The sequence below is a fragment of the Pseudarthrobacter sp. NPDC058119 genome, assembly GCF_042884655.1.
GTDB lineage: Bacteria > Actinomycetota > Actinomycetes > Actinomycetales > Micrococcaceae > Arthrobacter.
This window is the reverse complement of sequence record NZ_JBHVTN010000010.1, coordinates 1-23,052: the sequence shown is the minus strand read 5'-3', so window position 1 is coordinate 23,052 and position 23,052 is coordinate 1. Positions and strand designations below refer to the sequence as shown.

Annotated in this window: 17 protein-coding genes; 9 read left to right on the top strand and 8 right to left on the bottom strand. The window is 67.5% G+C overall.

The genetic code is table 11. The features are described 5' to 3' along the window. The first annotated feature begins 38 nt into the window (after nucleotides 1-38). Entirely contained in the window at nucleotides 39-557 is a 519-nt protein-coding gene (locus tag ACFVTD_RS18775; RefSeq protein WP_387565922.1) for a DinB family protein, read from the top strand. A gap of 52 nt (nucleotides 558-609) precedes the next feature. Here ACFVTD_RS18775 and cydD read toward each other — a convergent pair whose 3' ends face one another. From cydD to ACFVTD_RS18760, 3 genes are read right to left on the bottom strand one after another with little or no spacing between them, the layout of a single operon-like run. Then, entirely contained in the window at nucleotides 610-4,047 is a 3,438-nt protein-coding gene (cydD, locus tag ACFVTD_RS18770; RefSeq protein ID WP_387565919.1) for a thiol reductant ABC exporter subunit CydD, read from the bottom strand. 1 nt (nucleotide 4,048) lies between these two features. Further along, complete coding sequence (gene cydB / locus ACFVTD_RS18765) at nucleotides 4,049-5,098, bottom strand: cytochrome d ubiquinol oxidase subunit II (RefSeq protein WP_387565916.1); 1,050 nt, start codon at nucleotides 5,096-5,098, stop codon at nucleotides 4,049-4,051. A gap of 15 nt (nucleotides 5,099-5,113) precedes the next feature. After that, nucleotides 5,114-6,712 carry a cytochrome ubiquinol oxidase subunit I gene (locus ACFVTD_RS18760; protein ID WP_387565913.1) on the bottom strand — a complete coding sequence of 533 codons (1,599 nt, stop codon included), beginning with the start codon at nucleotides 6,710-6,712 and terminating at the stop codon, nucleotides 5,114-5,116. Nucleotides 6,713-6,972: 260 nt separating this feature from the next. Here ACFVTD_RS18760 and ACFVTD_RS18755 point away from each other — a divergent pair, with 260 nt between their 5' ends. Both ACFVTD_RS18755 and ACFVTD_RS18750 read left to right on the top strand, forming a co-directional pair. Next, a complete protein-coding gene (locus tag ACFVTD_RS18755) occupies nucleotides 6,973-7,356 on the top strand; it encodes a BlaI/MecI/CopY family transcriptional regulator (RefSeq protein ID WP_015936823.1) in 384 nt (127 codons plus the stop codon). A gap of 6 nt (nucleotides 7,357-7,362) precedes the next feature. Then, nucleotides 7,363-8,355, top strand: a complete 993-nt coding sequence (locus ACFVTD_RS18750) for a M56 family metallopeptidase (protein ID WP_387565910.1) — start codon at nucleotides 7,363-7,365, stop codon at nucleotides 8,353-8,355. 48 nt (nucleotides 8,356-8,403) lie between these two features. Here the strand turns inward: ACFVTD_RS18750 and ACFVTD_RS18745 are convergent, their stop codons facing one another. After that, complete coding sequence (locus ACFVTD_RS18745; RefSeq protein WP_387565907.1) at nucleotides 8,404-10,512, bottom strand: type IIA DNA topoisomerase subunit B; 2,109 nt, start codon at nucleotides 10,510-10,512, stop codon at nucleotides 8,404-8,406. Between the two features lie 256 nt (nucleotides 10,513-10,768). On the opposite strand from ACFVTD_RS18745, the gene ACFVTD_RS18740 reads away from it, so the two are divergent. Then, on the top strand, nucleotides 10,769-10,990 hold the full coding sequence (locus ACFVTD_RS18740; protein WP_013600696.1) for a hypothetical protein: 222 nt from the start codon (nucleotides 10,769-10,771) through the stop codon (nucleotides 10,988-10,990). A 210-nt stretch (nucleotides 10,991-11,200) separates the two neighbouring features. On the opposite strand, the gene ACFVTD_RS18735 is transcribed toward ACFVTD_RS18740, so the two are convergent. The 4 genes from ACFVTD_RS18735 to ACFVTD_RS18720 form a co-directional block, all read right to left on the bottom strand. Beyond that, entirely contained in the window at nucleotides 11,201-12,508 is a 1,308-nt protein-coding gene (locus tag ACFVTD_RS18735; protein WP_387565904.1) for an RNA polymerase sigma factor, read from the bottom strand. Between the two features lie 335 nt (nucleotides 12,509-12,843). Next, the gene (locus ACFVTD_RS18730) at nucleotides 12,844-14,154 is read right to left on the bottom strand and encodes a DUF4192 family protein (RefSeq protein WP_387565901.1); all 1,311 of its coding nucleotides are present in this window, start codon (nucleotides 14,152-14,154) and stop codon (nucleotides 12,844-12,846) included. A 123-nt stretch (nucleotides 14,155-14,277) separates the two neighbouring features. Further along, nucleotides 14,278-15,624, bottom strand: a complete 1,347-nt coding sequence (locus ACFVTD_RS18725) for a nitrate/nitrite transporter (RefSeq protein WP_387565898.1) — start codon at nucleotides 15,622-15,624, stop codon at nucleotides 14,278-14,280. Between the two features lie 51 nt (nucleotides 15,625-15,675). Then, the gene (locus tag ACFVTD_RS18720; protein ID WP_387565895.1) at nucleotides 15,676-16,614 is read right to left on the bottom strand and encodes a proteasome assembly chaperone family protein; all 939 of its coding nucleotides are present in this window, start codon (nucleotides 16,612-16,614) and stop codon (nucleotides 15,676-15,678) included. Nucleotides 16,615-16,870: 256 nt separating this feature from the next. Between ACFVTD_RS18720 and ACFVTD_RS18715 the strand changes: the two genes are divergently transcribed. From ACFVTD_RS18715 to ACFVTD_RS18695, 5 genes are all read left to right on the top strand, one after another. Then, nucleotides 16,871-18,394, top strand: a complete 1,524-nt coding sequence (locus ACFVTD_RS18715; protein WP_387565892.1) for a leucyl aminopeptidase — start codon at nucleotides 16,871-16,873, stop codon at nucleotides 18,392-18,394. A 253-nt stretch (nucleotides 18,395-18,647) separates the two neighbouring features. Next, a complete protein-coding gene (gene lpdA / locus ACFVTD_RS18710) occupies nucleotides 18,648-20,030 on the top strand; it encodes a dihydrolipoyl dehydrogenase (RefSeq protein WP_387565889.1) in 1,383 nt (460 codons plus the stop codon). 114 nt (nucleotides 20,031-20,144) lie between these two features. Then, the gene (gene sucB / locus ACFVTD_RS18705) at nucleotides 20,145-21,896 is read left to right on the top strand and encodes a 2-oxoglutarate dehydrogenase, E2 component, dihydrolipoamide succinyltransferase (RefSeq protein ID WP_387565886.1); all 1,752 of its coding nucleotides are present in this window, start codon (nucleotides 20,145-20,147) and stop codon (nucleotides 21,894-21,896) included. A gap of 148 nt (nucleotides 21,897-22,044) precedes the next feature. Then, the gene (locus ACFVTD_RS18700) at nucleotides 22,045-22,398 is read left to right on the top strand and encodes a hypothetical protein (protein ID WP_387565883.1); all 354 of its coding nucleotides are present in this window, start codon (nucleotides 22,045-22,047) and stop codon (nucleotides 22,396-22,398) included. A 134-nt stretch (nucleotides 22,399-22,532) separates the two neighbouring features. After that, nucleotides 22,533-22,961, top strand: coding sequence for an OsmC family protein (locus ACFVTD_RS18695; protein WP_175319382.1), 429 nt, complete (start codon nucleotides 22,533-22,535; stop codon nucleotides 22,959-22,961). Nucleotides 22,962-23,052: the final 91 nt, after the last annotated feature.

Here is a 23,052-nt window from a genome sequence, read left to right as displayed (position 1 = left end):
CCCAGAGTCTTTTGGCCCGCACAGCTTAGACTGCTCCCATGCCTATCGTGCCTGATGAAAAGGACTGGACCTGGGTCCTGTCCCGGCCCTGCCCGGAATGCAACTTCCATGCCTCCACGGCCACTCCCGCCACGGTTCCGGGAAGCATCGAAAGCATGATTCCCCGGTGGCTGGCCGTCCTCCGCCGGCCGGACGCGGCGGAGCGCCCCGACGGGCAGACGTGGTCCGCGGTGGAGTACGCCTGCCACGTGCGGGACGTCTTCGCACTGTTCAACCAGCGGCTGAACCTGATGCTCGCCGAGGACGGCGCCCGCTTCGCTGACTGGGACCAGGACCGGACAGCCATCGAGAAGGAGTACGCCAACGCCGACCCCTCTGACGTGGGTCCGGAACTGGCGGCGGAGGGACACGAGGCCGCAGAGGCCTTCGCCGGTGTCCCGGAAGAGGACTGGGGACGCAGGGGCCTGCGCAGCAACGGCTCCGAGTTCACCATCCTGACGCTCTCGCAGTACTTCCTGCATGACGTGGTCCACCACTTGCACGACGTCGACGGCTGACGCCCGCGCAGCCGGCCCCGGCGCTGGGGCGGCGAAGAGCGTCCGGCAACGGTTAGCGCGAAGGTGCCAGGGACTCCCAGGACTGTCCGGCCGGGGCCGGAAGTTCCAGCCGGGCATCAGCTGCGTGGATGTCGGCGGGGTTGTGCGTCACCAGCACCACGGTCCGGTCCCGCAGCCCGCTGCGAAGGTCCGCCAGCATCACGGCCGCAGAGTCCGCGTCCAGGTGCGCGGTGGGCTCATCGAGCAGGATCACTTCCGCCCCGGTCAGCAGGGTCCGCGCCACCGCCAGTCGTTGCCGCTCGCCGCCGCTGAGGAAGGCGCCGCCGGGGCCGATGCGGGTTTCCAGCCCGGCCGGCAGCCTGCCCACCAGCGCGGACAGGCCGACGGCGGCCAGGACTGCCTCCAGCTCGCGGTCCGCCACCGGCGCCGCGCCGTCCAGGGACGGCCGCCCCAGCAGCAGGTTTCCCCTGATGGTGGAATCGAACAGGTGGGCCTCCTGGGGGCACCACGCTGCCTGGCCAGTCACCAGGACCTGTCCGGATGCCGGCGGCAGGAAGCCCAGCAGCACCGAAAGCAGGGTGGATTTGCCGGAGCCGGACGGTCCGGTGACCGTCAGCCAGCGACCCGGAACGGCCACAGCATCGATGCCGGAGAAGACCGGAGGCCCGTCCGGCCATTCGGCGGCCAGGTCCACGAGCTCAACGCCCGGCGCAGCCCCCGGCCGGTTGGAAACCGGCCGCAGGCCGTCGCCTGGTTCGGTGCCGGCCGCCAAGGCGCCCGACTCCCCCACCCGGCGCATGACGGACCGCAGCGCGGGGTACTGGCGCACCGCCGTCGTCATCGCCGCGTACGGTTCCACCAGGGCCAGCAGCAGGAGGACCACCACGGCGGCGGTCGCGGGTTCCACCTGGGCGGCGAGGACTGCGGGGCCCGCCAGCCACGCAGCAGCCAGGGCGGCCGTCCCGCAGGCCGCGGTGGCAACGGCATGGCCCAGCCCGTCCGCCCAGGCGGAGCGCCGGGAAGCACGGGTGGCGTCCCGGTCCTCAGCCAGAAGTGCGTCGAGCACGCGCGGTGCCACACCGTTGGCGTGCAGTTCGGCCCGGGCATCGAGGGCAGCGGTGACGCGGCGCAGCACGCCCGAGCGCAGGGACTGCTCGGCGGCAGCGGACCTGCGGTCGCCCCACAAGGCCGCGGCGGGCGCCAGAAGCAGGCCGCTGATGGCCGCACCGGCCACGGCGGGAAGGGCATCCGGGACCAGGACGCCGGTGGCGGCCACGGCCAGAACGGACACCGCCACCGCCGTGACGGGCGGCAGGACCACCCTGGGCAGGAGGTCCCGGATGGTATCGACGTCGCCGATCACGGTGCCCAGGACGTTGCCGCCCTGCAGCAGCCGGCGCAGCGACAGCGCCCGGCGGCTCAGCGACTCCCAGAGCCGGCCGCGGAGCCGGGTGAGTGCGGCGAACACGGCATCGTGCAGCAGCAGCCGCTCCCAATAGCGGAAGACTGCCCTGCCGATGCCGAAGAAGCGGACGCCGACGATGGCGGTCAGCAGGTACAGGATGGGGGGTTGTTCGCTGGCCCGGATGATGAGCCAGCCGGACAGGCCGGACAGCGCGACGGCGAAGAGGGCCGCCAGGGTCCCGACGAAGGCCGCGGCCGCGAACTTCCCTCGCACCGGCGCCAGGAGGGCTGCCAGCAGGCGCACGGCGCCGGCGGCAGCCTGTTCGGGGGCGCTTGTGGGCCGGTTCCGGGTGACGCGGCCATGCATCGCAGCGAAGGCCGTGGCCCCTTGCACTGCGGCGCGGGCTTCGTCCGGGCCGGCTGCGGGGGTGGCCGGCAGCAACACGGCATCGGCGTCGTCCTGCCGGGCCGCTGCGTGGGTCCGGGCCGCGGGCGCCACCGGCACCAGCAGGTCCGCCAGCTGCCGTGTGCGCCGGTTGTGGGCCACCAGGATCACCGTGACCTGTCCGCGGAGCCGGCGGATGGCGTCCTCCACGATCACGGCCGAGGCGCCATCCAGGTGTGCGGTGGGTTCATCGAGCAGCAGGAGGGTGGCACCGGCCTCGATCCTGGCCAGGCCGCGGGCCAGTGCGACGCGGCGCAGCTCCCCCGGGCTCAGTTCCGCCTGGTGCTTGGGAGCCAGGTGCCCGGCACCGGCACGTGCCAGGCAGCGGCGGGCAGCTTCTTCGGCGGCGAACCGGTCCGGGCCGTGGCCGGAGTCAGGCGAAAGGTACAGCAGTACCTCCTCCAGGACGGTTCCGGCCACCATGACGGGGTGCTGCGGCACCCATGCCACGGAGCGGCGGTCAAGCCCGCTGATGGAGCCGGTGACGCTGGTCCCGCCACCGTGGCCGATAATGCCGGCGAGGACACCCAGGACGGTGCTCTTGCCGGCTCCGCTGGGGCCGTCCAGTGCCGTGATCCTGTCCTGCGGCGCGGTGAACGTTATGGGCCCGACGGCGGTTGAGGACCGCCCGGCGTACGTCACGGTGAGTCCGGTGACCTCCAGCGGGGCGCCCGGCCTGCCGGCCTTGGCGGCCGGAAGCGGTGCCGGCTCAGGGGCACCGGTCAGGGCCGCGGTTTCCGCGAGCGCTGCCCTGCCGTCGTCGCTGGCGTGGTGGGCGGTGCCGAGTTCCCGCAGCGGAAGGTAGCAGTCCGGTGCCAGGATCAGGGCCAGCAGGCCGGCCTCCAGCGGCATGCCGCCATGGACCAGCCGGACACCGATGAAGACGGCCACTACTGCCACCGAGATGGTTGCGATCAGCTCCAGCGCCAGGGCGGACAGGAAGGCGGTGCGCAGGGTGCCCATGGTGCGGGAGCGGTATTCCTCCGAGATCTCCTCCAGGGCCTTCCGCTGCGCGGTGGCACGGCCCAGCCCCACCAGGACCGGCAGGCCCTTGGCGAGTTCCAGCATGTGCGCCGAGAGCCGCGCCAGGGTGGCCTGGGCTTCCCGCACGCTGTCCTCGGTGTAGCGGCCTATCAGCACCATGAACACCGGGATCAGCGGCACTGTCAGCACGATGACCAGCGCGCTGACCCAGTCCGCGAAGAGGATCCTGGCCCCCAGCAGCAGTGGCACGGCGGCGCAGTTGACCAGCGCGGGAAGGAACTGGGTATAGTAGTTGTCCAAAGCGTCCAGGCCGCGGGTCGCAAGGACCGCCAGGCCGCCGTCGCCGGGACCGGATCCACGCACGCCCGTGCGCAGGGCCCGCTCCAGCAGTTCCGCGCGCAGTTCCTCCTTCACGCCCAGTGCGGCGCGCCGGGCCGCGACGGCCTGGCCCCACACGGTCAGGGACCGGAGGACGACGCCGGCAAGTCCGGCGGTCAGTTGGCTCCCCCAGGCCGGGTTCCCGGCGACGAGTCCGGCCAGGACTGAGGCCAGCGCCTGGCCGATCAAGACCAGGGACAGGGCCTTGAGCGCCGCAAGGAGTCCCAGCCAGTAGATCGCCGAGCGGGTGGACGGACCGGTGGGAAATGTTGGCCGCACGTCAGCCCTTGGTGGTGAAGGCCCTGGCAGCGATTGCCGGGAGGAAGCTGTGGGCTTCCGGGATGTGCGCGGCGCTCACCCGGCGGCGGAACACCCAGTAGGTCCATGCCTGGTACGCAATCACCAGGGGAAGGCCGAATGCCGCCACGATGCTCATCAGCCCCAGGGTGTAGTCCGAGGAGGATGCGTTGGAGATGGTGAGGTCGAAGGCGCTGTCCAGCGTGGAGGGCAGCACGACAGGGAAGACCGCGCCAAAGATGGAGGCCGTGCCGAGCACCAGGAAGCCGCCGAGGGCCAGGAAGGCCCTGCCTTCAGCACCCTTCCGGGCGAGCAGCCAGGCCGTAATGGCAGCGCCAACGGCCAGGACGACGGCAGCCCAGGTCCAGGGCTTCCCGTCCATGAACTGGATGGCCAGCGCCCACGCGGCGATGGGAAGCAGCAGGACCGGCAGGAGCCGCACGAACCACTGGCGGGCACGGTGCCGGACGTCACCGTCCGTCTTCAGGGCCAGGAAGGCCAGCGCGTGCAGGAGCGAGAAGCCCACCACTGCTGCGCCGCCAAGGAGGGCGTACCCGCTGAACCAGGCCATGGGGCCGCCTTCGCGGTCACCGTTGGCGTTCAGCGGCAGCCCTGTGGTGGTCAGGGCAAGCGCAGCGCCGACGCCGAAGGCCGCGAAGAAGGATCCCAGCGCGATGGCCCAGTCCCAGCGGTTCCGCCAACTGTCAGTGTCCACCTTGCCGCGGTATTCGAACGCCACCGCGCGGAAGATCAGGGCCAGCAGCACCACCAGGAGCGGAAGGTAGAGCGCGGAGAACAAGGATGCATACCAAAGCGGGAAGGCCGCGAAGGTGGCGCCGCCTGCAGTCAGCAGCCACACCTCATTGCCGTCCCAGACGGGTCCGATGGTGTTCAGGAGCACGCGGCGTTCGGTGTTGTTGCGGGCGAAGAGCTTCATCAGCATCCCTACGCCCAGGTCGAAGCCTTCGAGGAAGAGGTAGCCGGTCCACAGCACCGCAATGGCGATGAACCAGATGGTGGGCAGCAGTTCCATTGTGTGTTTCCTCTGCTAGTAGGCGAAGGCCAGGACGTCGTCGGCGGGTTTCGGGCCGCCGTCGGGACCCGGGGTTTCATCCTCGTTCTCATCCGCCGGGGCGCGGCCGAGTTCCGGCATCGCGGAGACCACGCCGCCGCGGATGTACTTGACCAGCAGTTTCACTTCCACCACCAGCAGGACGGCGTAGACGGCGGTCAAGGCCACGAGCGAAGCGATCAGTTCCCCGGCGGAGACACCCGGCGATACGGCGGCGGCGGTGAACATGAACACCTGGTCGATGCCGCTCGGGTCCGGGTTGGGTGCCACGACGAACGGCTGGCGGCCCATCTCGGTGAAGATCCAGCCGGCGGCGTTGGCACCGAAGGGTGCAAGGATGCCAAACACTGCCAGGCGCATCAGCCAACGGGATTCCGGCACCGTCCCCTTGCGGGTGATCCAGAGTGCCACCAGCGCAGCCAGCGCCGCGAGGCCGCCAAAGCCGATCATCATCCGGAAGCCCCAGTAGGTGACTTCCATGACGGGCACGTACTGGATCTCCTGGCCGGCGCGGTCCCCGTAGATCGGGTTGTCCGGGAGGGTGGTTCCGTACTTTTCCTTGTATTCGGGCAGCAGGCTGTTGACGCCCTTCACCTCGGTGGTGAAGTCACCCTTGGCCAGGAAGGAGAGTATGCCGGGGACCTCGATCACTGCCACGACGTCGTCGCAGTTCTTCGAGCCCACGTTGCCGACGCTCAGGACGGAGAAGCCGGTGCCGTCGTGGCACGCGGCCTCGGCGGCGGCCATCTTCATGGGCTGCTGCTGGAACATGAGCTTGCCCTGGAGGTCACCGGTGACGGCGGTGCCGGCAAAGGAGATCATGGCCACCACGGCGCCGATGCGCAGGGACCGGATCCACACCTTGTAGTCGGCCCGGTCACGGCCGGAGATCCTGGCGTCTTCGCCGGGGATGGCGCGGCCGTCGGCACCCACCGTATCGACGCCGTCGTGCCGCCTCCGCCACAGGTGGTACCAGGCGATGCCCAGCAGGAAGCCGCCCGCCACGGCGAGGGCGCCGAACAAGGTGTGCGGTACGGCAACCAGGGCGGTGTTGTTGGTGAATACAGCCCAGGCGTCTGTCATAACGGGACGGCCGTTGATCATTTCCACGCCCACCGGGTGCTGCATCCAGCTGTTGGCCACGATGATGAAGTAGGCGGACAGCGCCGATCCGATGACGGCCACCCAGAGGCAGGCAAGGTGGATGGCGGGCTTGAGCTGCTTCCAGCCGAAGATCCACAGGCCCAGGAAGGTGGACTCGACGAAGAATGCCAGGAGGGCCTCGAGGGCCAGCGGGGCGCCGAAGACGTCACCGACGAAGCGGCTGTACTCGCTCCAGGCCATGCCGAACTGGAACTCCTGGACGATGCCGGTGGCAACGCCCATGATGAAGTTGATGAGGAAGAGCTTTCCCCAGAATTTGGTCATGCGCAGGTACTCCGGCTTGCCGGTGCGGTACCAGGCAGTCTGGATCACGGCGACCACCAGGCCCAGGCCGATGGTCAGCGGCACCATCATGAAGTGGTAGACCGTGGTGATGCCGAATTGCCAGCGTGCGATTTCCAAGGCGTCCATGGCAGTCCCTACTGTTAGCCAATGCAGTTTTCTACACTTCGTAGAACTGTAACTTCTACAAAGTGTAGAACATGGTCGGCGGCGGACGAAAACCAATCCCCCTCCCCTAGGATCGCCCACCGGGGCGCGGCGCGCCAGATGTTCTACCCGATGTAGAAGGTTTGGCGTTTTCGGGGTAAATTTAGTGGTGTAGTTGAACAACCGCGTGACGTCACCGGGCGCCCACAGCGCACGGTGCGGGGAAATAAAGGAAAAGTGACATGGCTAGTCTTGGTGAACTGGAACGGGCAGTGATGGACCTGCTCTGGGCGGGCCAGGAAGCGGCTACGGCCAATACCCTGAGGGATCAGTTGGCGCGCACGTCGGCGGCGCAGGGCGGCCCCGGCCATGAAGGCAAGGAACTGGCCGTCACCACGGTGCTGACCGTCCTTTCCCGCCTGGAGAAGAAGGGGCTGGTCGAGCGCGAACGCGGAACCCGCCCGCACCGGTACCAGGCAGTGTCCAGCCGTGCAGACCACACCGCCGAACTCATGCATGAGGTCCTTGGCTCCGCCCCGGACCGCGAGGCCGTGCTGGCCCGCTTCATCGGGTCTGTTTCCGAAGGTGAAGCCGAGACGCTGCGCAAACTGCTGGGCCACGTCTAGCACACCATGTTCTGGGCCTCATACCTGCTGGCGGTCCTTGCGATAATCCTGGCGTGGCCGGTGCCAATCCTCCTGTCACGGGCACAGTGGCCGGCCAGGTCGCCCTTCACGGCCATGCTGCTGTGGCAGGCGATCGCACTCGCAGGTGGCCTCTCCATGATCGGCGCCATGCTGGTCTACGGCCTGGAACCTGTCGGAGACAACCTCATCGCGGGGCTGCGCGCCCTTGCCGGCATGGTGCTCTTCAATGCTCCCACCACGGCGCTGGGGTTCTGGCATATCTTCGCCCTGTCCGCGGCCGCCCTGCTCACGGCACACCTCGTATTCACCCTGCTGCTGACGTACTACAAGATCCAGCGGCAGCGGCGCCGGCACCGCGAACTCCTCGCCATCCTGGCCTCGCCCTCCGGCCAGGACGCCGGAACGCTCGTCATCAGCCACGATTCCCCTGTTGCCTACTGCCTTCCGGGTGGCGCCCGCTCAGTCACCGTCCTGTCGGATGGCCTGATGGCTGCCCTTGAACCGGCCGAGCTTCGTGCCGTCCTCATCCATGAGAACGCCCACCTGAGCCAGCGGCACCACCTGCTCCTCTGGGCCTTCGCGGCCTGGCGGCAGGCCCTTCCCTGGCTGCCCACCACACGGCTTGCGCAGGAGTCGGTCAATTCGCTGATCGAGATGCTGGCCGACGACGTCGCCCTTCGGACAGAAAGCAAGGCGACGCTCATCAAGGCCATCGCCATTGTGGCCAGCGGCTCTGCGGGCAACGCCGGCGGCGGCGACATCCGGCCGTCGTCGCCGACGCTTGCCCTCTCGGGCCTCGAGGCGGCGTCCGGCGGTCCTGGCTCGGACGCCGTCCGGACGGCCGCCTCCCGGGTCAGCCGGCTCCTGACGCCGCAGCCCCAGCTCCCTGCCGCTGTCCGCAGCGCCGTCCTGGCCGGCTGCATCCTCCTGCTGGCGCTGCCCACCGCCCTGCTGGTGGTTCCGGGACTGCTCGGCTGACGCACCGCCGTCGGGCTCGCTCCCCGTGGTCAGGCGTGCCGGCTGCCGTCAGGCGTCGATGCGCTCCCGGTCCAGGCTGGAGGCGCCGGCGATGATGAAGTCCTTGCGCGGTGATACGTCCGAGCCCATCAGCAGGTCGAAAATCTCCTCAGCCTGCTGCGCGTTCTCGATCCCCACCTTGCGCAGGGTGCGGTGCCGCGGGTCCATGGTGGTCTCGGCCAGCTGTTCGGCGTCCATCTCCCCCAAGCCCTTGTACCGCTGGATCGGTTCCTTGTACCGCTTGCCCTCCTTCGCCAGGCGGGCCAGCAGCACGTGGAGCTCGGCCTCGGAGTAGGTGTAGATCATCTCATTGGCCTTCTGGCCGGCGTTGATGACCTCCACCCGGTGCAGCGGCGGCACCGCGGCGAACACCCTGCCTTCAAGGATCATGGGCCGCATGTAGCGGAAGAACAAGGTCAGGAGCAGCGTCCGGATGTGGGCACCGTCCACGTCGGCGTCGGTCATCAGGATCACCTTGCCGTAGCGGGCGGCGCTGATATCGAAACTGCGGCCCGAACCTGCCCCGACCACCTGGATCAGGGCGGCGCACTCGGCGTTGGAGAGCATGTCCCCCACCGAGGCCTTCTGGACGTTCAGGATCTTGCCGCGGATGGGCAGCAGGGCCTGGAAGTCCGAGGACCGGGCCAGCTTGGCGGTGCCCAGCGCGGAGTCACCCTCCACGATGAACAGTTCGGAACGCTCGACGTCGTCCGTCCGGCAGTCGGCAAGCTTGGTGGGCATGGAGGAGGTTTCCAGCGCGTTCTTGCGACGCTGGGTTTCCTTGTGCACGCGGGCCGAGATGCGGGATTTCATCTCGTTGACGATTTTCTCCAGCAGCAGCGCCGACTGGGCTTTGTCGTTCCGGTTGCTGGAGGACAGCTTGGCGGAGATTTCGCGCTCCACCACCTTGGCCACGATGGCGCGGACGGCGCTGGTGCCCAGGATTTCCTTGGTCTGGCCCTCGAACTGGGGTTCGGCGAGCCGGACGGTCAGCACGGCGGTCAGGCCGGCGAAGATGTCGTCCTTTTCAATCTTGTCGTTGCCGGCCTTGAGCTTGCGGGCGTTGGCCTCCACGGCTTTCCGGAAGGTCTTGATCAGGGCCTGTTCGAACCCGGACTGGTGGGTGCCGCCCTTCGGGGTGGCGATGATGTTCACGAAGCTGCGCACGGCGCTGTCGTAGCCAATCCCCCAGCGGAGCGCCACGTCCACCTCGCAGTCCCGCTCAACCTCGGCCAGCTGGCTGTGTCCGCGCTCATCGAGGACCGGGACGGTCTCCTTGAACTTTCCGGAGCCGTGAAGCCGCCAGACGTCCGTGACGGCCGGATCGGCAGCCAGGAACTCGACGAACTCGGAAATGCCGCCGTCGTGGTGGAATACCTCTTCGAAGGGCCCGGCTTCACCCGGGGTCCCGGGGACCCTGCGCTCGTCCCGGACGGTCAGCTTCAGGCCGGGCACCAGGAATGAGGTCTGGCGTGCGCGGGCCACCAGGTCCTCGTAGGAGAACTTGGCGTCGGGGGTGAAGATCTGCCGGTCCGCCCAGTAGCGGATGCGGGTTCCGGTGACGCCGCGCTTGGCCTTGCCCACCACGTCCAGTACGGAGTCGTTGACGAACGGCGTGAACGGAGCTGCCGGGTCCAGGCGGGACCCGGCGTCCTTGAAGCGGCCGGGCTCACCGCGGCGGAAGGACATCCTGTACGTCTTGCCGCCCCGGTCCACCTCGACGTCCAGCCGCGAGGACAGGGCGTTGACCACTGATGCGCCCACACCGTGCAGGCCGCCGGAGGCCGTGTAGGACCCGCCGCCGAACTTGCCACCGGCGTGCAGCTTGGTGAACACCACTTCGACGCCGGTCAGCCCCGTCTTGGGCTCCTTGTCGATGGGGATGCCGCGGCCGTCGTCGTGGATTTCCACGGAGTTGTCCGCGTGCAGGATGATGCGGATGTCGTGGCCGAATCCGGCCAGGGCCTCGTCCACGGAGTTGTCGATGATTTCCCAGAGGCAGTGCATGAGGCCGCGCGAGTCGGTGGAGCCGATGTACATGCCCGGGCGTTTGCGGACGGCTTCGAGGCCCTCCAGGACGGAAAGGTGCCGCGCGGTGTACTCAGAGCTGGGTGCCACTGGTGATGAACTCCTTCAGGGACGTCGAGGCGGCGCTGGGACCGCATCTTCTAGGGTAGACCGCCGCGGCGGACAGACCCGTCTGCCACACCCGCGGCGCGGTGTGCGGCACGCCACGGGCTGTGGTGACGGGCGGAACTTGGCAGTTCTTGACCGAACCTTGCGGATACGCGCACAGCGAACTTGCCCCATCCTTGCGATGGATTGGATACGAATGCTGGTTATATAGATGTACTGATCTACTAAGGAGGCCGATATGACAACAGCAGTGGCAGACCGCACGCTCAACGCACTGGACCGGTGCGACCGTTGCGGAGCCCAGGCGTATGTCCGGGTTGTACTCGAGTCCTCCGGCGGTGAGCTGTTGTTCTGCGGCCACCACGCCCGTGCAGTCGAAGCGACGCTCAAGCCGTTGAGCTCCGACTGGCACGACGAGACGGGAAAGCTTCACGAGAAAGCTGCCGTGGAAATCGACTAGATGAGGCATCGGTAACAACGACCCTGCGGGACCCTTCCATACGGAAGGGTCCCGCAGGCGTTTAAGGACGGTTGAGCCAGGCTGGGCCGCGACCGGACGGGACATTGCGCGGGCAAACCCGAAGACACCAGGGCGCGAAACGGCAGGGGCCGTCCGGGACCCACTTTGCGGTGGGTTCCGGACGGCCCCTGCCCGGCCAATGCCGGGGACTTAGTCCAGGTAGTCCCGCAGGACCTGCGACCTGGAAGGGTGCCGCAGCTTGGACATGGTCTTCGATTCGATCTGGCGGATGCGCTCGCGGGTCACGCCGTAGACCTTTCCGATTTCGTCTAAAGTCTTCGGCTGTCCGTCGGTCAGGCCGAAGCGCATGGCAACCACGCCGGCCTCGCGCTCGGAGAGGGTGTCCAGCACCGAGTGCAGCTGCTCCTGCAGGAGGGTGAAGCTCACGGCGTCGGCGGGGACAACGGCCTCGGAGTCCTCGATCAGGTCGCCGAACTCGGAGTCGCCGTCCTCGCCCAGCGGGGTGTGCAGCGAAATCGGTTCACGGCCGTACTTCTGGACTTCGACAACCTTTTCAGGGGTCATGTCAAGTTCCAGTGCCAGTTCTTCGGGCGTGGGTTCGCGGCCCAGGTCCTGCAGCATCTGGCGCTGGACGCGCGCCAGCTTGTTGATGACCTCAACCATGTGCACCGGAATACGGATAGTGCGGGCCTGGTCGGCCATGGCGCGGGTGATGGCCTGGCGGATCCACCAGGTGGCGTAGGTGGAGAACTTGAAGCCCTTGGTGTAGTCGAACTTCTCGACGGCGCGGATCAGGCCCAGGTTGCCTTCCTGGATCAGGTCCAGGAACAGCATGCCGCGGCCGGTGTAGCGCTTGGCGAGCGAGACCACCAGGCGGAGGTTGGCCTCCAGCAGGTGGTTCTTGGCGCGCTTTCCGTCGTGGATGATGAACTCGAGTTCGCGCTTGTACTTCGGATCCATGGATCCGTCGTCCGCTGCGATCTTCTCCTCGGCGAACAGCCCGGCTTCGATCCGCAGGGCAAGGTCCACTTCCTGCTCCGCGTTGAGCAGTGCCACCTTGCCGATCTGCTTCAGGTAGTCCTTGACGGGGTCCGCCGTGGCACCGGCGGACATGACCTGCTGGACCGGGGCGTCGTCGTCGTCCGCGTCGGAGTAGACAAAGCCCTTGCCGCTGCCCACTGCACCCTTGACGGGATCGGCCTCGGTATCGGCATCCTCTACTGCGTCCGGGCCTTCGAGGACGTCGAGGTCTTCCTCAGCGTCCTCAATCTCATCCGCGTCACCGGCAGACTTTCCCGCGGCCGCTGCTGCAGCCTTGGCGCCGGGCTTGGGCCCACGCTTCTTGGGCTCGCGCTTGCCGTCCGCTGCAGCCTCGCCTGCCGAAGCCTTGTTGGCAGCACGTGTGGCTGCCCGCTTGGCATTGGTCGCGGCCTGCTTCTCCTCAGGGGACAAGACATCCTGGGCGGCGGAATCCTTCTTCGTGGAAGACGGGGTCACAGAAAACCTTTCTAGCGGTGGTCTGTGGAATCACCATACGGGCAACACCACTATGACCCTGTCAAGTCCGTGATGAAAACCAAGCGCCACCACGGCCGGCAGAGTCTCTTAAGACAACTCCCGGAGCGGCTGTAATGTTCCCTTGCGGGGACGCTTACAAGCACTCGATACACGGACCCAACCGGGTCTCGGCATCCATTGTCTCATGATTTGCCCGGATCCGGCCCCTCCCGCCGCCATCCGTTACTGCCGGCCCGGCACAGTGCCGCTGGGACGGGCGGTTGTGCCCCTCCATCCGCGGATGTGCCGGCACCGGCGGGAACCCGGCTCCCCGCTCACTCCCCGGCCGGGACCTCCCGGAACTTCTGCCACGCCGCATCCTTCCGCGCAGCCCAGCCGCAAAGGGTTCCGCTGCCCACGAGGTCCAGTAACAGTTCCGCCAGCCGGTAGCCCGGCTCGAGTTCCAGGGCCTTCCCCAAATAGGCGGCCGAGTAGGTCCCGCGGCCCCGGCACCACGAGATCCAGCCCCGAAGCGTCAGTGCTGCTGCCGCCGCCGGTCCACCCAAGGCAGCCAACTGCCCAAGGACACGGTCAAGTGCTTCCAGGGCCTCCCAATCGGGAACCTCGGGTGCCATGCCCATGAGGACCTCGCCGTAGCCTGCGGGAACGGATCCGGCGCCCGTCGCGGTCCCCCGCCCGGTACGCGGCACCCGTGGACGAACCACCGGACCCGCCGCAGCGGCCCCTGCCCTGTCGGTCCCTGGGTTCCGGTGCTCGGTTGCCGCCGGCGGCAACAGCGGCAGCGGCACTACGGAAGCGTCCATTCCGTCGCCGGCTGATTCCTCGAAGATAACAAACTGGCTGGCTCCGGCCGCCGCGGAGTTCCTGCCGGCGGCTGCCATGACCAGCACGGCATCGCGCCAGGTGGGGCAGAGCAGGGTGGCCCTGAGGAAGGCGTCCCGTTCAACGTCCGGGATCCACGGCCCGGACCCGGAGCGCGCCAGCAGCAGCTCCCAGAAGTCGAGTACGGCGTTGAACTGCTGCCTGCTCCTGGAACGCCTGCCAAGCTCTTCTTCCCAGCCGGCCTGCGCCTCATGGACAGCTGCCAGGTGCATGGCGGGGACGGCAACTGCCGGGCCGCCGCCTGCTGCCGGAGCCGGGCCAACACTGCTGCCCCGGTACACCATTTCGGTGTTCAGCGTGCTGTCCCGGATCTGCTGCACCGGGCGCCCCGGAAGGGGGCAGCACGAGGGATCGGAGCAAAGGGCATCGCGCCAGTAGTTCTCCCCCACGAACCAGGCATCCCGGACGGGCATGCCTGCCCCCGCCAGGACTGACTGCACCACCAGGACCAGGTGCTGGTATGCGGACGGGGGCGCCATCGTCGCATCGCTGGTGAAGACCGCCAGCAGCGAGCCGTCGGCTTCCTGGTCGGCTTCCAGGTAACTCCGGACGGCACGGGCAAAACCGGCGGGGTCTGCCTGGCTGGCCGGCCCCGGGAGGTCGAGCCGCAGCGTGGCGCCCAGCCGGGTGCCGTGCAGCGTGATGGCCACCAGGCTGGAGGCAGGCCAGTACCCAAGGGAGTGTGGAATGAAACCGAGAATATCTTCCGGTCCGCGGACTGTTAACCGTTCTGGAGCTGTCATGGCTCCAGTGTTTGCCTGGACCTGGCACCGTGTAAGGGAGTTCCGGGCGTAAGTGGACAAGTCCGGCCTGAAGTGGACCCAGGCTGGTCAATCCCGCAGCAAAGGCGGCCTGTGCAGGAGAAGTCAGTCGCCGCCGGGTGTTGTCTGGCGGCGGCGCGCCAGGCTCTCGCGGCGCTGCCGGGCGAGGGCGCTGCGCAGCGGCGGCACCACGATCCCCTGCGCCGCCATCTGCCGGCGCACCTTCCGCCGTGAGGCGAGGATGGCGGCGGCGCCGAAGGCCAGGACCAGGAATTGGACGCTCAGCGCCAGCCGGAAGGGGTCCAGCCCGTACAACACCCCTTGGGAAAACCCGGAGGCGTAAAGGACGTCGAGTACCAGGCCGATGAGGAAGATCGACACGAGGGCCGCGATGAAGCCGCCAACGTTGACGATTCCGGTGGCGGTGCCGATCCGGTGCGCGGGATTAAAGGTCCGGGCGAAGTCGAAGCCGATCATGGAGCCCGGGCCGCCGATGGCGAGCACCACCACCAGGCCGGCCAGCAGCCAGAGCGGAGCACGGCCGGGCAGCAGCAGCACGGCCGCCCACGCGGCGGCGGTTCCCCCGGCTATCAGCAGCACCATGGTGGAACGCCGCAGCGGGTGGCGTGAGACGAAGCGCCCAATGAAGGGGCCCACGGCCATCGCGGCAGCGACGTAGAGCGCCATCAGGGCGGCAACGGTTCCGGCATCGAGGCCCTGCCCGGAGATGAGGAACGGATAGCCCCAGGTCATGGCAAAGACGGTGCCGGAAAACTGGATGGTGAAGTGGCTCCACATGCCCAGCCGGGTGCCGGGCTGGCGCCAGGCGCGGGCAAGCGACGCCCCGGTGGCCCTGAGCCCCTGCCGGGCGTGCGGCCGTTCGCTGCCTGGCGGCGCGTCCTGCAGCATCAGGATGACAAGGACGACGGCGAGGGCGGACATTCCTGCCAGCATCAGGAAGGCCGGGGTCCATCCGGACAGGTGCAGCACCAGCGCGAAAGGCAGGACGCTGAACAGCTGCCCCAGCTGCCCGGACATTCCTGTCAGCTGTGTGACCAGGGGTACGCGGGCGGGAGCGAACCACAGCGGAATGAGCCGGATGACGGAGATAAAGGTCATGGCGTCGCCGGCGCCCACGAGCACGCGGCCCAGGACTCCCCCGGGGATGCTTTCGGCAAAGGCGAGCTGCAGCTGCCCCAGCCCCATCAGGACCGCACCGCCGGCGATCATGGCCCGCGATCCGAACCTGTCCACCAGCAGGCCCACGGGGATCTGGAGGCCCGCATAGACCAGCAACTGCAGGACGGTAAAGAACGAGATGGCAGAGGCGGTGGCGTGGAACCGCTCGGTCGCCTCAAGGCCCACCACGCCAAACGAGGTCCGCTGCGCCACGGCCACCAGGTACCCGAAAATTCCAATGGTCCAGATAAGCCAGGCGCGGGGTGCAGTCACCCCTTCATTATGCCCGGCCCGCGCGCGCACCCCGGAAGCTGTGACGCCGCGCTACTGCCCGGGGTTCTCCCTGGCCAGGTAGGCCTCCACGGCCGCACCGAGGTCGTCGGCGTCGGGAAGCTCGTCGTTCTCGTTGGCCAGCAACGACCTCCGCACCATGCCGTCCGCTTTCTCGTCGTAGCGGGTTTCGAGGCGGGACACCACCTGCTGAACCTCCTCGGAGGCCTCAATCTGCTCGGCGATTTGGCGGCTGACCTCGCGGCCCGATTCCCGGAGCCGGTCGGTGGGCAGCATCAGGGACGTCGCAGCGCCCAGGTATTCCAGGCCGGCGACGGCGGCGGTGGGGTATTCGGCCTCAGCCAGGTAGTGCGGGACATGGATGACGTAGCCGGCTACGTTGCGTCCGGCCTCCACGAGGCGCAGCTCCAGGATGTGGCCGACGGCGGCGGGAACTTCGACGGTGGGCTTCCAGACCGAGATGCCTTCAATCAGTTCCGGCCGGTTTCCGTGCACGGTCACGCCTACGGGGCGGGTGTGCGGCACGGGCATGGGAATGGAATGGATCCAGGTGACCAGGTTGACGTCCAGCTTCTCCACGATGTTCACCACGGCGCGGGCGAACCGTTCCCACTGCAGGTCCGGTTCGAAGCCGGCCAGGAGGAGGAACGGCTTGCCCAGCCCATCCACCAGGCGGTAGAGGGCCAGCCGGGGCTCCTGGTAGTCCTGGATGTGGTCCTCGACGAAGCTCAGGTGCGGCCGCCGGGACCGGTAGTCAATCAGCTGGTCCGCGTCGAAGACCGCCACCGGCTGGGCATCGAGGGAATCCAGCAGTTCCGCGTTGATCTGCTTCACCACGTGGCCGGCGTCGGCAAACCCGGTGAAACCCATGACCAGGTTCAGCCCCTGCAGTTCGGGGCTGTGGAACAGCTCGATGTTGCTGGCATAAAGCGCGTCGGGGTCCAGCAGGGAGCCGGAAATCCGTTCAAGCACGGCATGTTCCTTTCAGGGGTGCGGGTGGACATCATTCATAACGCTGCACGGGTACCCGGCATTCCGCGGCCCGGTGTGGCGCGCATCTCAGGAAATTCCCCTGCTGCGCCGGGTAAGGGCTACGATCGGAACTGGCCTGCCAGCCGGGCCTGAACCCACCCGGTGACCGTCCGGAACGGCCGGATCCGGGCCATCATGGCAGAGCGCCCAACATGCATCCCTGCCCGAACGTTTCGAGAATTGAGGACTCATCCCTGTGGTCAAGAATACTGAAGTCAACCTTAGTACCGTCTCGCGGGACCTGAAGAAGAGCCCCAGCGAGGCAGTGGTCATCGGGGTGGGACAGGGAACCGACGGTCCCGTCCTGCTGGAGAACCCGCTGACGGCAAAGTCCGCAGAGGCACTGGCGGACTCACTTAAGGCCCTCGGGGTTACCGGCGCTGCAGACCAGCTGGTCCGCCTGCCGGGCCTGCCCGAGACCGGCGCCGGCATCCTGGTCCTGGCCGGCGTCGGAAAAGTCCCCGCGACGGGGTCAATCACAGGTGAGGCACTCCGCAGGGCAGCGGGGTCGGCCGTGCGGCAGCTGGCCGGCCTGGCCACAGTAACCCTGGCGTTCCCGACGGCGGGAGTGGAGGACGTGGCGGCAGTCGCCGAAGGTGCCGCGCTGGGCGCCTACTCCTTCACTGAATTCCGGTCCTCCACGGACGGGCTCAAGGATCCGGTCCGCAACGCGATGATCTTCACCGAACTTGCCGGCGGCGCAGAACTCGAAGCCGCCCTCAAGCGTGCCGGACTCGTTGCCAAGGCCGTGAACCACACACGCTCCCTGGTCAACACGCCCCCCAGCCACCTGTACCCGGAATCCTTCGCGGAGGCAGCCAAGGACCTGGCCAAGGGCCTGCCCGTCAAGGTCACCGTGTGGGACGAGAAGCGCCTGGAGAAAGAGGGCTTCGGCGGCATCATGGGCGTGGGCAAGGGCTCAACGCGCCAGCCCCGCCTGGTGAAGGTCGAGTACGCCCCCGCGAAGGCGGCCGCGAAAATCGCACTCGTCGGCAAGGGCATCACCTTCGACACCGGCGGGATCTCGCTTAAGCCCGCCCTGAACATGGGTGACATGAAGAGCGACATGGCCGGTGCCGCCGTCGTCCTCAACACCGTCCTGGCCCTTGCCGGACTGGGCCTGCCCGTGAAGGCCACCGCCTGGCTCTGCATTGCCGAAAACATGCCCGGCGGCGGCGCCTCCCGCCCCGCCGACGTCCTGACCATGTTCGGCGGCAAGACCGTGGAAGTCCTCAACACCGACGCCGAAGGCCGGCTGGTCATGGCCGACGGCATCGTCGCCGCCAGCCGCGAACTCCCCGACGCCATCATCGACGTCGCCACCCTGACCGGCGCGCAGCTGATCGCGCTGGGCAACCGCACCGCGGGAATTATGGGCTCGGACAGCGTCACCGGTGCACTCAAGGCGGCGGCGGACCGCGCCGGCGAGCTGGTGTGGCCCATGCCGCTGCCGGAAGAGCTGCGCCCCACCCTGGACTCCCAGGTGGCGGACCTGGCCAACATCGGCGAACGGCACGGCGGGATGATGACCGCAGCCGTGTTCCTGCGCGAGTTCGTGGGTAAGGACAAGGCAGGCGAACAGATCCCCTGGGCGCACATCGACATCGCGGGACCGTCCTTTAATAACGGAAGCCCGTACGGCTACACGCACAAGCAGGGCACCGGATGCACCGTCCGGACCCTGGTGGCCTACGTGGAGGACATCCTCGCGGCCGCCTAAGAACGGCCCCAACCCCCGTGCCACGCGGCCCTGCGGCCAGGTGATTCCTGTGCCACAGGGCCGCGTGACACTGGACACAAGCGCTCCACAAACGCAGTGCCAAGGTGGAGCATGGATAGGTGGTTCGCTAAGGTGAACCACGGTAGTCACAAATGCAAGAGAGTTGCCCTGCTGACATAATCACGGCAGTGCAAGTTCCAAGACCAGATGATGCGCGCTGAACGCGTCATCGTTCACGCGAGGGAGCGTTTTAGTGGCCGATCAGGCAACTGCGCAAGAATTCGACATCCTGGTACTCGGTGGCGGCAGCGGCGGATACGCTGCAGCGCTGCGTGCAGTACAGCTCGGCCTCACCGTCGGCCTCGTGGAGAAGGGCAAGCTGGGCGGCACCTGCCTCCACAACGGCTGCATCCCCACCAAGGCGCTGCTGCACTCCGCAGAGCTGGCCGACCACGCCCGTGACTCCGCCAAGTACGGCGTGAACGTCACCCTCGACGGCATCGACATCAACGCCGTCAACGCGTACAAGGACGGCATCATCGCCGGCAAGTACAAGGGCCTGCAGGGTCTCATCAAGTCCAAGGGCATCACCGTCATCGAAGGTGAAGGCAAGCTTCAGGGCACCGACACCGTGGTGGTGAACGGTACCGCGTACAAGGGCAAGAACATCGTCCTGGCCACCGGCTCCTACTCGCGCACCCTTCCGGGCCTGGAAATCGGCGGCAAGGTCATCACCTCCGACCAGGCCCTCACCATGGACACCATCCCCAAGAGCGCCATCATCCTGGGCGGCGGCGTCATCGGCGTCGAATTCGCCTCGGTCTGGAAGTCGTTCGGCGTGGACGTCACCATCGTCGAAGGCCTCCCCTCCCTCGTTCCCAACGAGGACGCCACCATCGTCAAGAACTTCGAGCGTGCCTTCAAGAAGCGCGGCATCAAGTTCTCCACCGGCGTCTTCTTCCAGGGCGTCGAGCAGAATGACGACGGCGTCAAGGTCACCCTGGTGGACGGCAAGACGTTCGAGGCAGACCTCCTCCTGGTCGCCGTGGGCCGTGGCCCCGTCACCGCCAACCTCGGCTATGAGGAAGCGGGCATCACCATCGACCGCGGCTTCGTCATCACCAACGAGCGCCTCCACACCGGCGTCGGCAACGTCTACGCCGTCGGCGACATCGTCCCCGGCGTGCAGCTGGCGCACCGCGGCTACCAGCAGGGCATCTTCGTGGCCGAGGAAATCGCCGGCCTGAAGCCGGTGATCGTCGAGGACATCAACATCCCCAAGGTCACCTACTCCGAGCCCGAGATCGCCACCGTTGGCTACACCGAGAAGGCTGCCAAGGAGAAGTTCGGCGAGGACCAGGTGCAGACCCAGGAATACAACCTTGCCGGCAACGGCAAGAGCTCCATCCTGGGCACCGCCGGCCTGGTCAAGCTGGTCCGCCAGAAGGACGGCCCCGTCGTCGGCGTCCACATGATCGGTGCCCGCATGGGCGAGCAGGTGGGCGAAGCCCAGCTGATCGTGAACTGGGAAGCCTACCCGGAGGATGTTGCGCAGCTGCTGCACGCACACCCCACCCAGAACGAAGCCCTCGGCGAGGCCCACCTGGCGCTGGCCGGCAAGCCGCTGCACGGCTAGTTCATCCCAGCATTACCAGGCCCGGTGCACCCGGTCGCGCAGACCGGGTGCACTAGGCTTCCAACAAGGCAGCAATCATTCGCACTAAAGATCAATAAGGAGAACGGGGACGACATGTCTGAATCCGTTAACTTGCCCGCCCTCGGTGAGAGTGTCACCGAAGGAACCGTCACCCGCTGGCTCAAGCAGGTAGGTGACCGGGTAGAGGTGGACGAGCCGCTGCTCGAAGTCTCCACCGACAAAGTAGACACTGAAATCCCCTCTCCCGTAGCTGGCGTGATTGAAGAAATCCTGGTCGCTGAAGACGAGACCGCAGAGGTCGGCGCACCGCTGGTGCGCATCGGCGATGGCTCCGGCGGCGGTTCCGCCCCGGCCGAAGAAGCTCCCGCTGCCGCTCCGGCGCAGGAGGCTCCGGCCCAAGAAGCACCTGCGCAGGAAGCACCCGCTGAAGCAGCACCTGCACAGGAAGCGCCTGCCCAGGAGGCTCCGGCTGCCGGCGGCGAAAGCCACGAAGTGACGCTCCCTGCCCTGGGGGAGAGCGTCACCGAAGGCACCGTGACCCGCTGGCTCAAGGCCGTCGGCGACTCCGTCGAGGTCGACGAGCCCCTGCTCGAGGTCTCCACGGACAAGGTTGACACCGAGATTCCGTCCCCGGTTGCCGGCACGCTGCAGGAAATCCGGGTCAACGAGGACGAGACCGCCGAGGTCGGTTCCGTCCTGGCCGTCATCGGCTCCGGCGCCCCCGCTGCCGCAGCTCCCCTGCAGGAAACCCCCGCTGCTCCCCAGCAGGAAGCCCCCAAGCAGGAAGCACCGAAGCAGGAAGCCCCCAAGCAGGAAGCTCCCGCCCCGGCAGCAGCACCGGCCCCCGCCGCAGCTCCCGCGCCCGCCCCGCAGGCTGCCCCTGCAGCCCAGGAAGCCGCCCCGGCCGCAGGCTCGGAATCCGGCTACGTCACTCCCCTGGTCCGCAAGCTGGCCAACCAGCACGGCGTGGACATCTCGTCACTGTCCGGCACCGGTGTTGGCGGCCGCATCCGCAAGCAGGATGTCATTGCCGCCGCTGAAGCCAAGGCTGCTCCGGCAGCGGCTCCGGCAGCAGCCCCCGCCACTTCCGCCCCGGCCGCATCGGGTGCGGCTGCCTCGTCGCTGCGCGGAACCACCCAGAAGGCTCCCCGCATCCGCCAGGTCATCGCCCGCCGCATGCGCGAGTCCCTCGAGGTCTCCACCCAGCTCACCCAGGTACATGAAGTGGACATGACCAAGGTGGCCAAGCTGCGAGCCCGTGCCAAGAACTCGTTCCAGGCCCAGAACGGCGTCAAGCTGACCTTCCTGCCGTTCATCGCCAAGGCAGTCGCCGAGGCCCTCAAGCAGCACCCCAAGCTCAACGCTGCGTACGACGAGGACAAGCAGGAAATCACCTACCACAACGCCGAGCACCTGGCGATCGCCGTCGACACCGACAAGGGCCTGCTGGTTCCGGTCATCGCCGACGCCGGCAACCTGAACCTCGCCGGACTGGCAGGCAAGATTGCCGATGTTGCCTCCCGTACCCGCGACGGCAAGATCGGTCCGGACGAACTGTCCGGCGGAACGTTCAGCATCACCAACATCGGTTCGGTGGGCGCACTGTTCGACACCCCGATCATCAACCAGCCGCAGGTTGGCATCCTGGGCACCGGCGCGATCGTCAAGCGTGCCGTTGTGGTTGCCGACGAAAACGGTGACGACTCGATCGCCATCCGCTCCATGATGTACCTGTCCCTGACGTACGACCACCGCCTGGTGGACGGCGCGGACGCGGGCCGGTTCCTCCAGACCCTGAAGGCACGCCTCGAAGAAGGCGCGTTCGAAGCGGACCTGGGGCTGTAACAGCCAGCCACGAACGACGGCGGCGGGCTCCAACGGTGGGATAACCACCGGCGGCGCGCGCCGCCGTCGTCGTTTTAACGGGCCGCCGGCACTGGTGGCCAGCGTGGCTTTGCTACAGGCGGTAGAACTGACTGGCTAAGCTGGTGCCATGACTATCCTCTTTAACGTCCTGGTTTTCCTGCACGTAGTGGGCGCGGCCATGATCGTGGGCTACTGGATCGCCACGATGCGGACCCCTACCGTGCACCCGCGCCAGCGTGACGGCGCCTTCCTGCAGCTCCTTACCGGCATCGCCATGATGGGCATCCTTCCGTTCCTGCCGGACAAGGATCCCAACTACGCCAAGCTGGGCATCAAGTTCGTCATCGCCATCGTGGTTGCCGTCCTGGCCATTATCGGAACCCGCAAGGTCAAGAAGGGTGAGCCCGTCTCCACCGGCCTCGCCCACGGCGTCGGCGGACTGGCCCTGGTCAACGTCGCCATCGCCACCATCTGGCAGTAAACCCATTCCGGGATCCGGTCATAATCCTCTGAGAGCGGACAATCCGTGCATGGCAGTGGCTGGATCCCTAGGATGGGAGACGGTGGGCCCGGCCATGCCGCCGGACCCGGACCGAATCGACGTTGAGGAGAGACATGGCTACAACACGCAACGCCCACACTGTATGGACCGGAAGCCTGACCGAAGGCTCGGGCAACACCACCCTGGACAGCTCCGGCCTTGGCACCTTCGATGTCACCTGGAAGGCGCGCACGGAGGCTGCCGGCGGAAAGACCAGCCCGGAAGAGCTGATCGCCGCCGCCCACTCGGCCTGCTTCTCCATGGCCTTCAGCCACGAACTCAGCCAGGCCGGTTTCACCCCTGAAGAGGTCAACACCAAGTCTGAGGTTGGCTTCCAGCCCGGGACCGGCATCACCGGCAGTCACCTGACCCTCAACGCCCGCATCCCCGGTATCTCGGAAGAGGACTTCCAGCGCATTGCCGAGGCTGCCAAGAAGGGCTGCCCGGTGTCCCAGGCCCTGGCCGGCATCGAGATCACCCTCGACGCCACGCTGCAGTCCTAGGTGTACTGCCCAGGGACGTTGGTTCGGTGAATGTGATGACTCGCTGGAGTCGTTGAGCCAAAGGTGAGGACCTCCGGTTGCACAGTGGAGT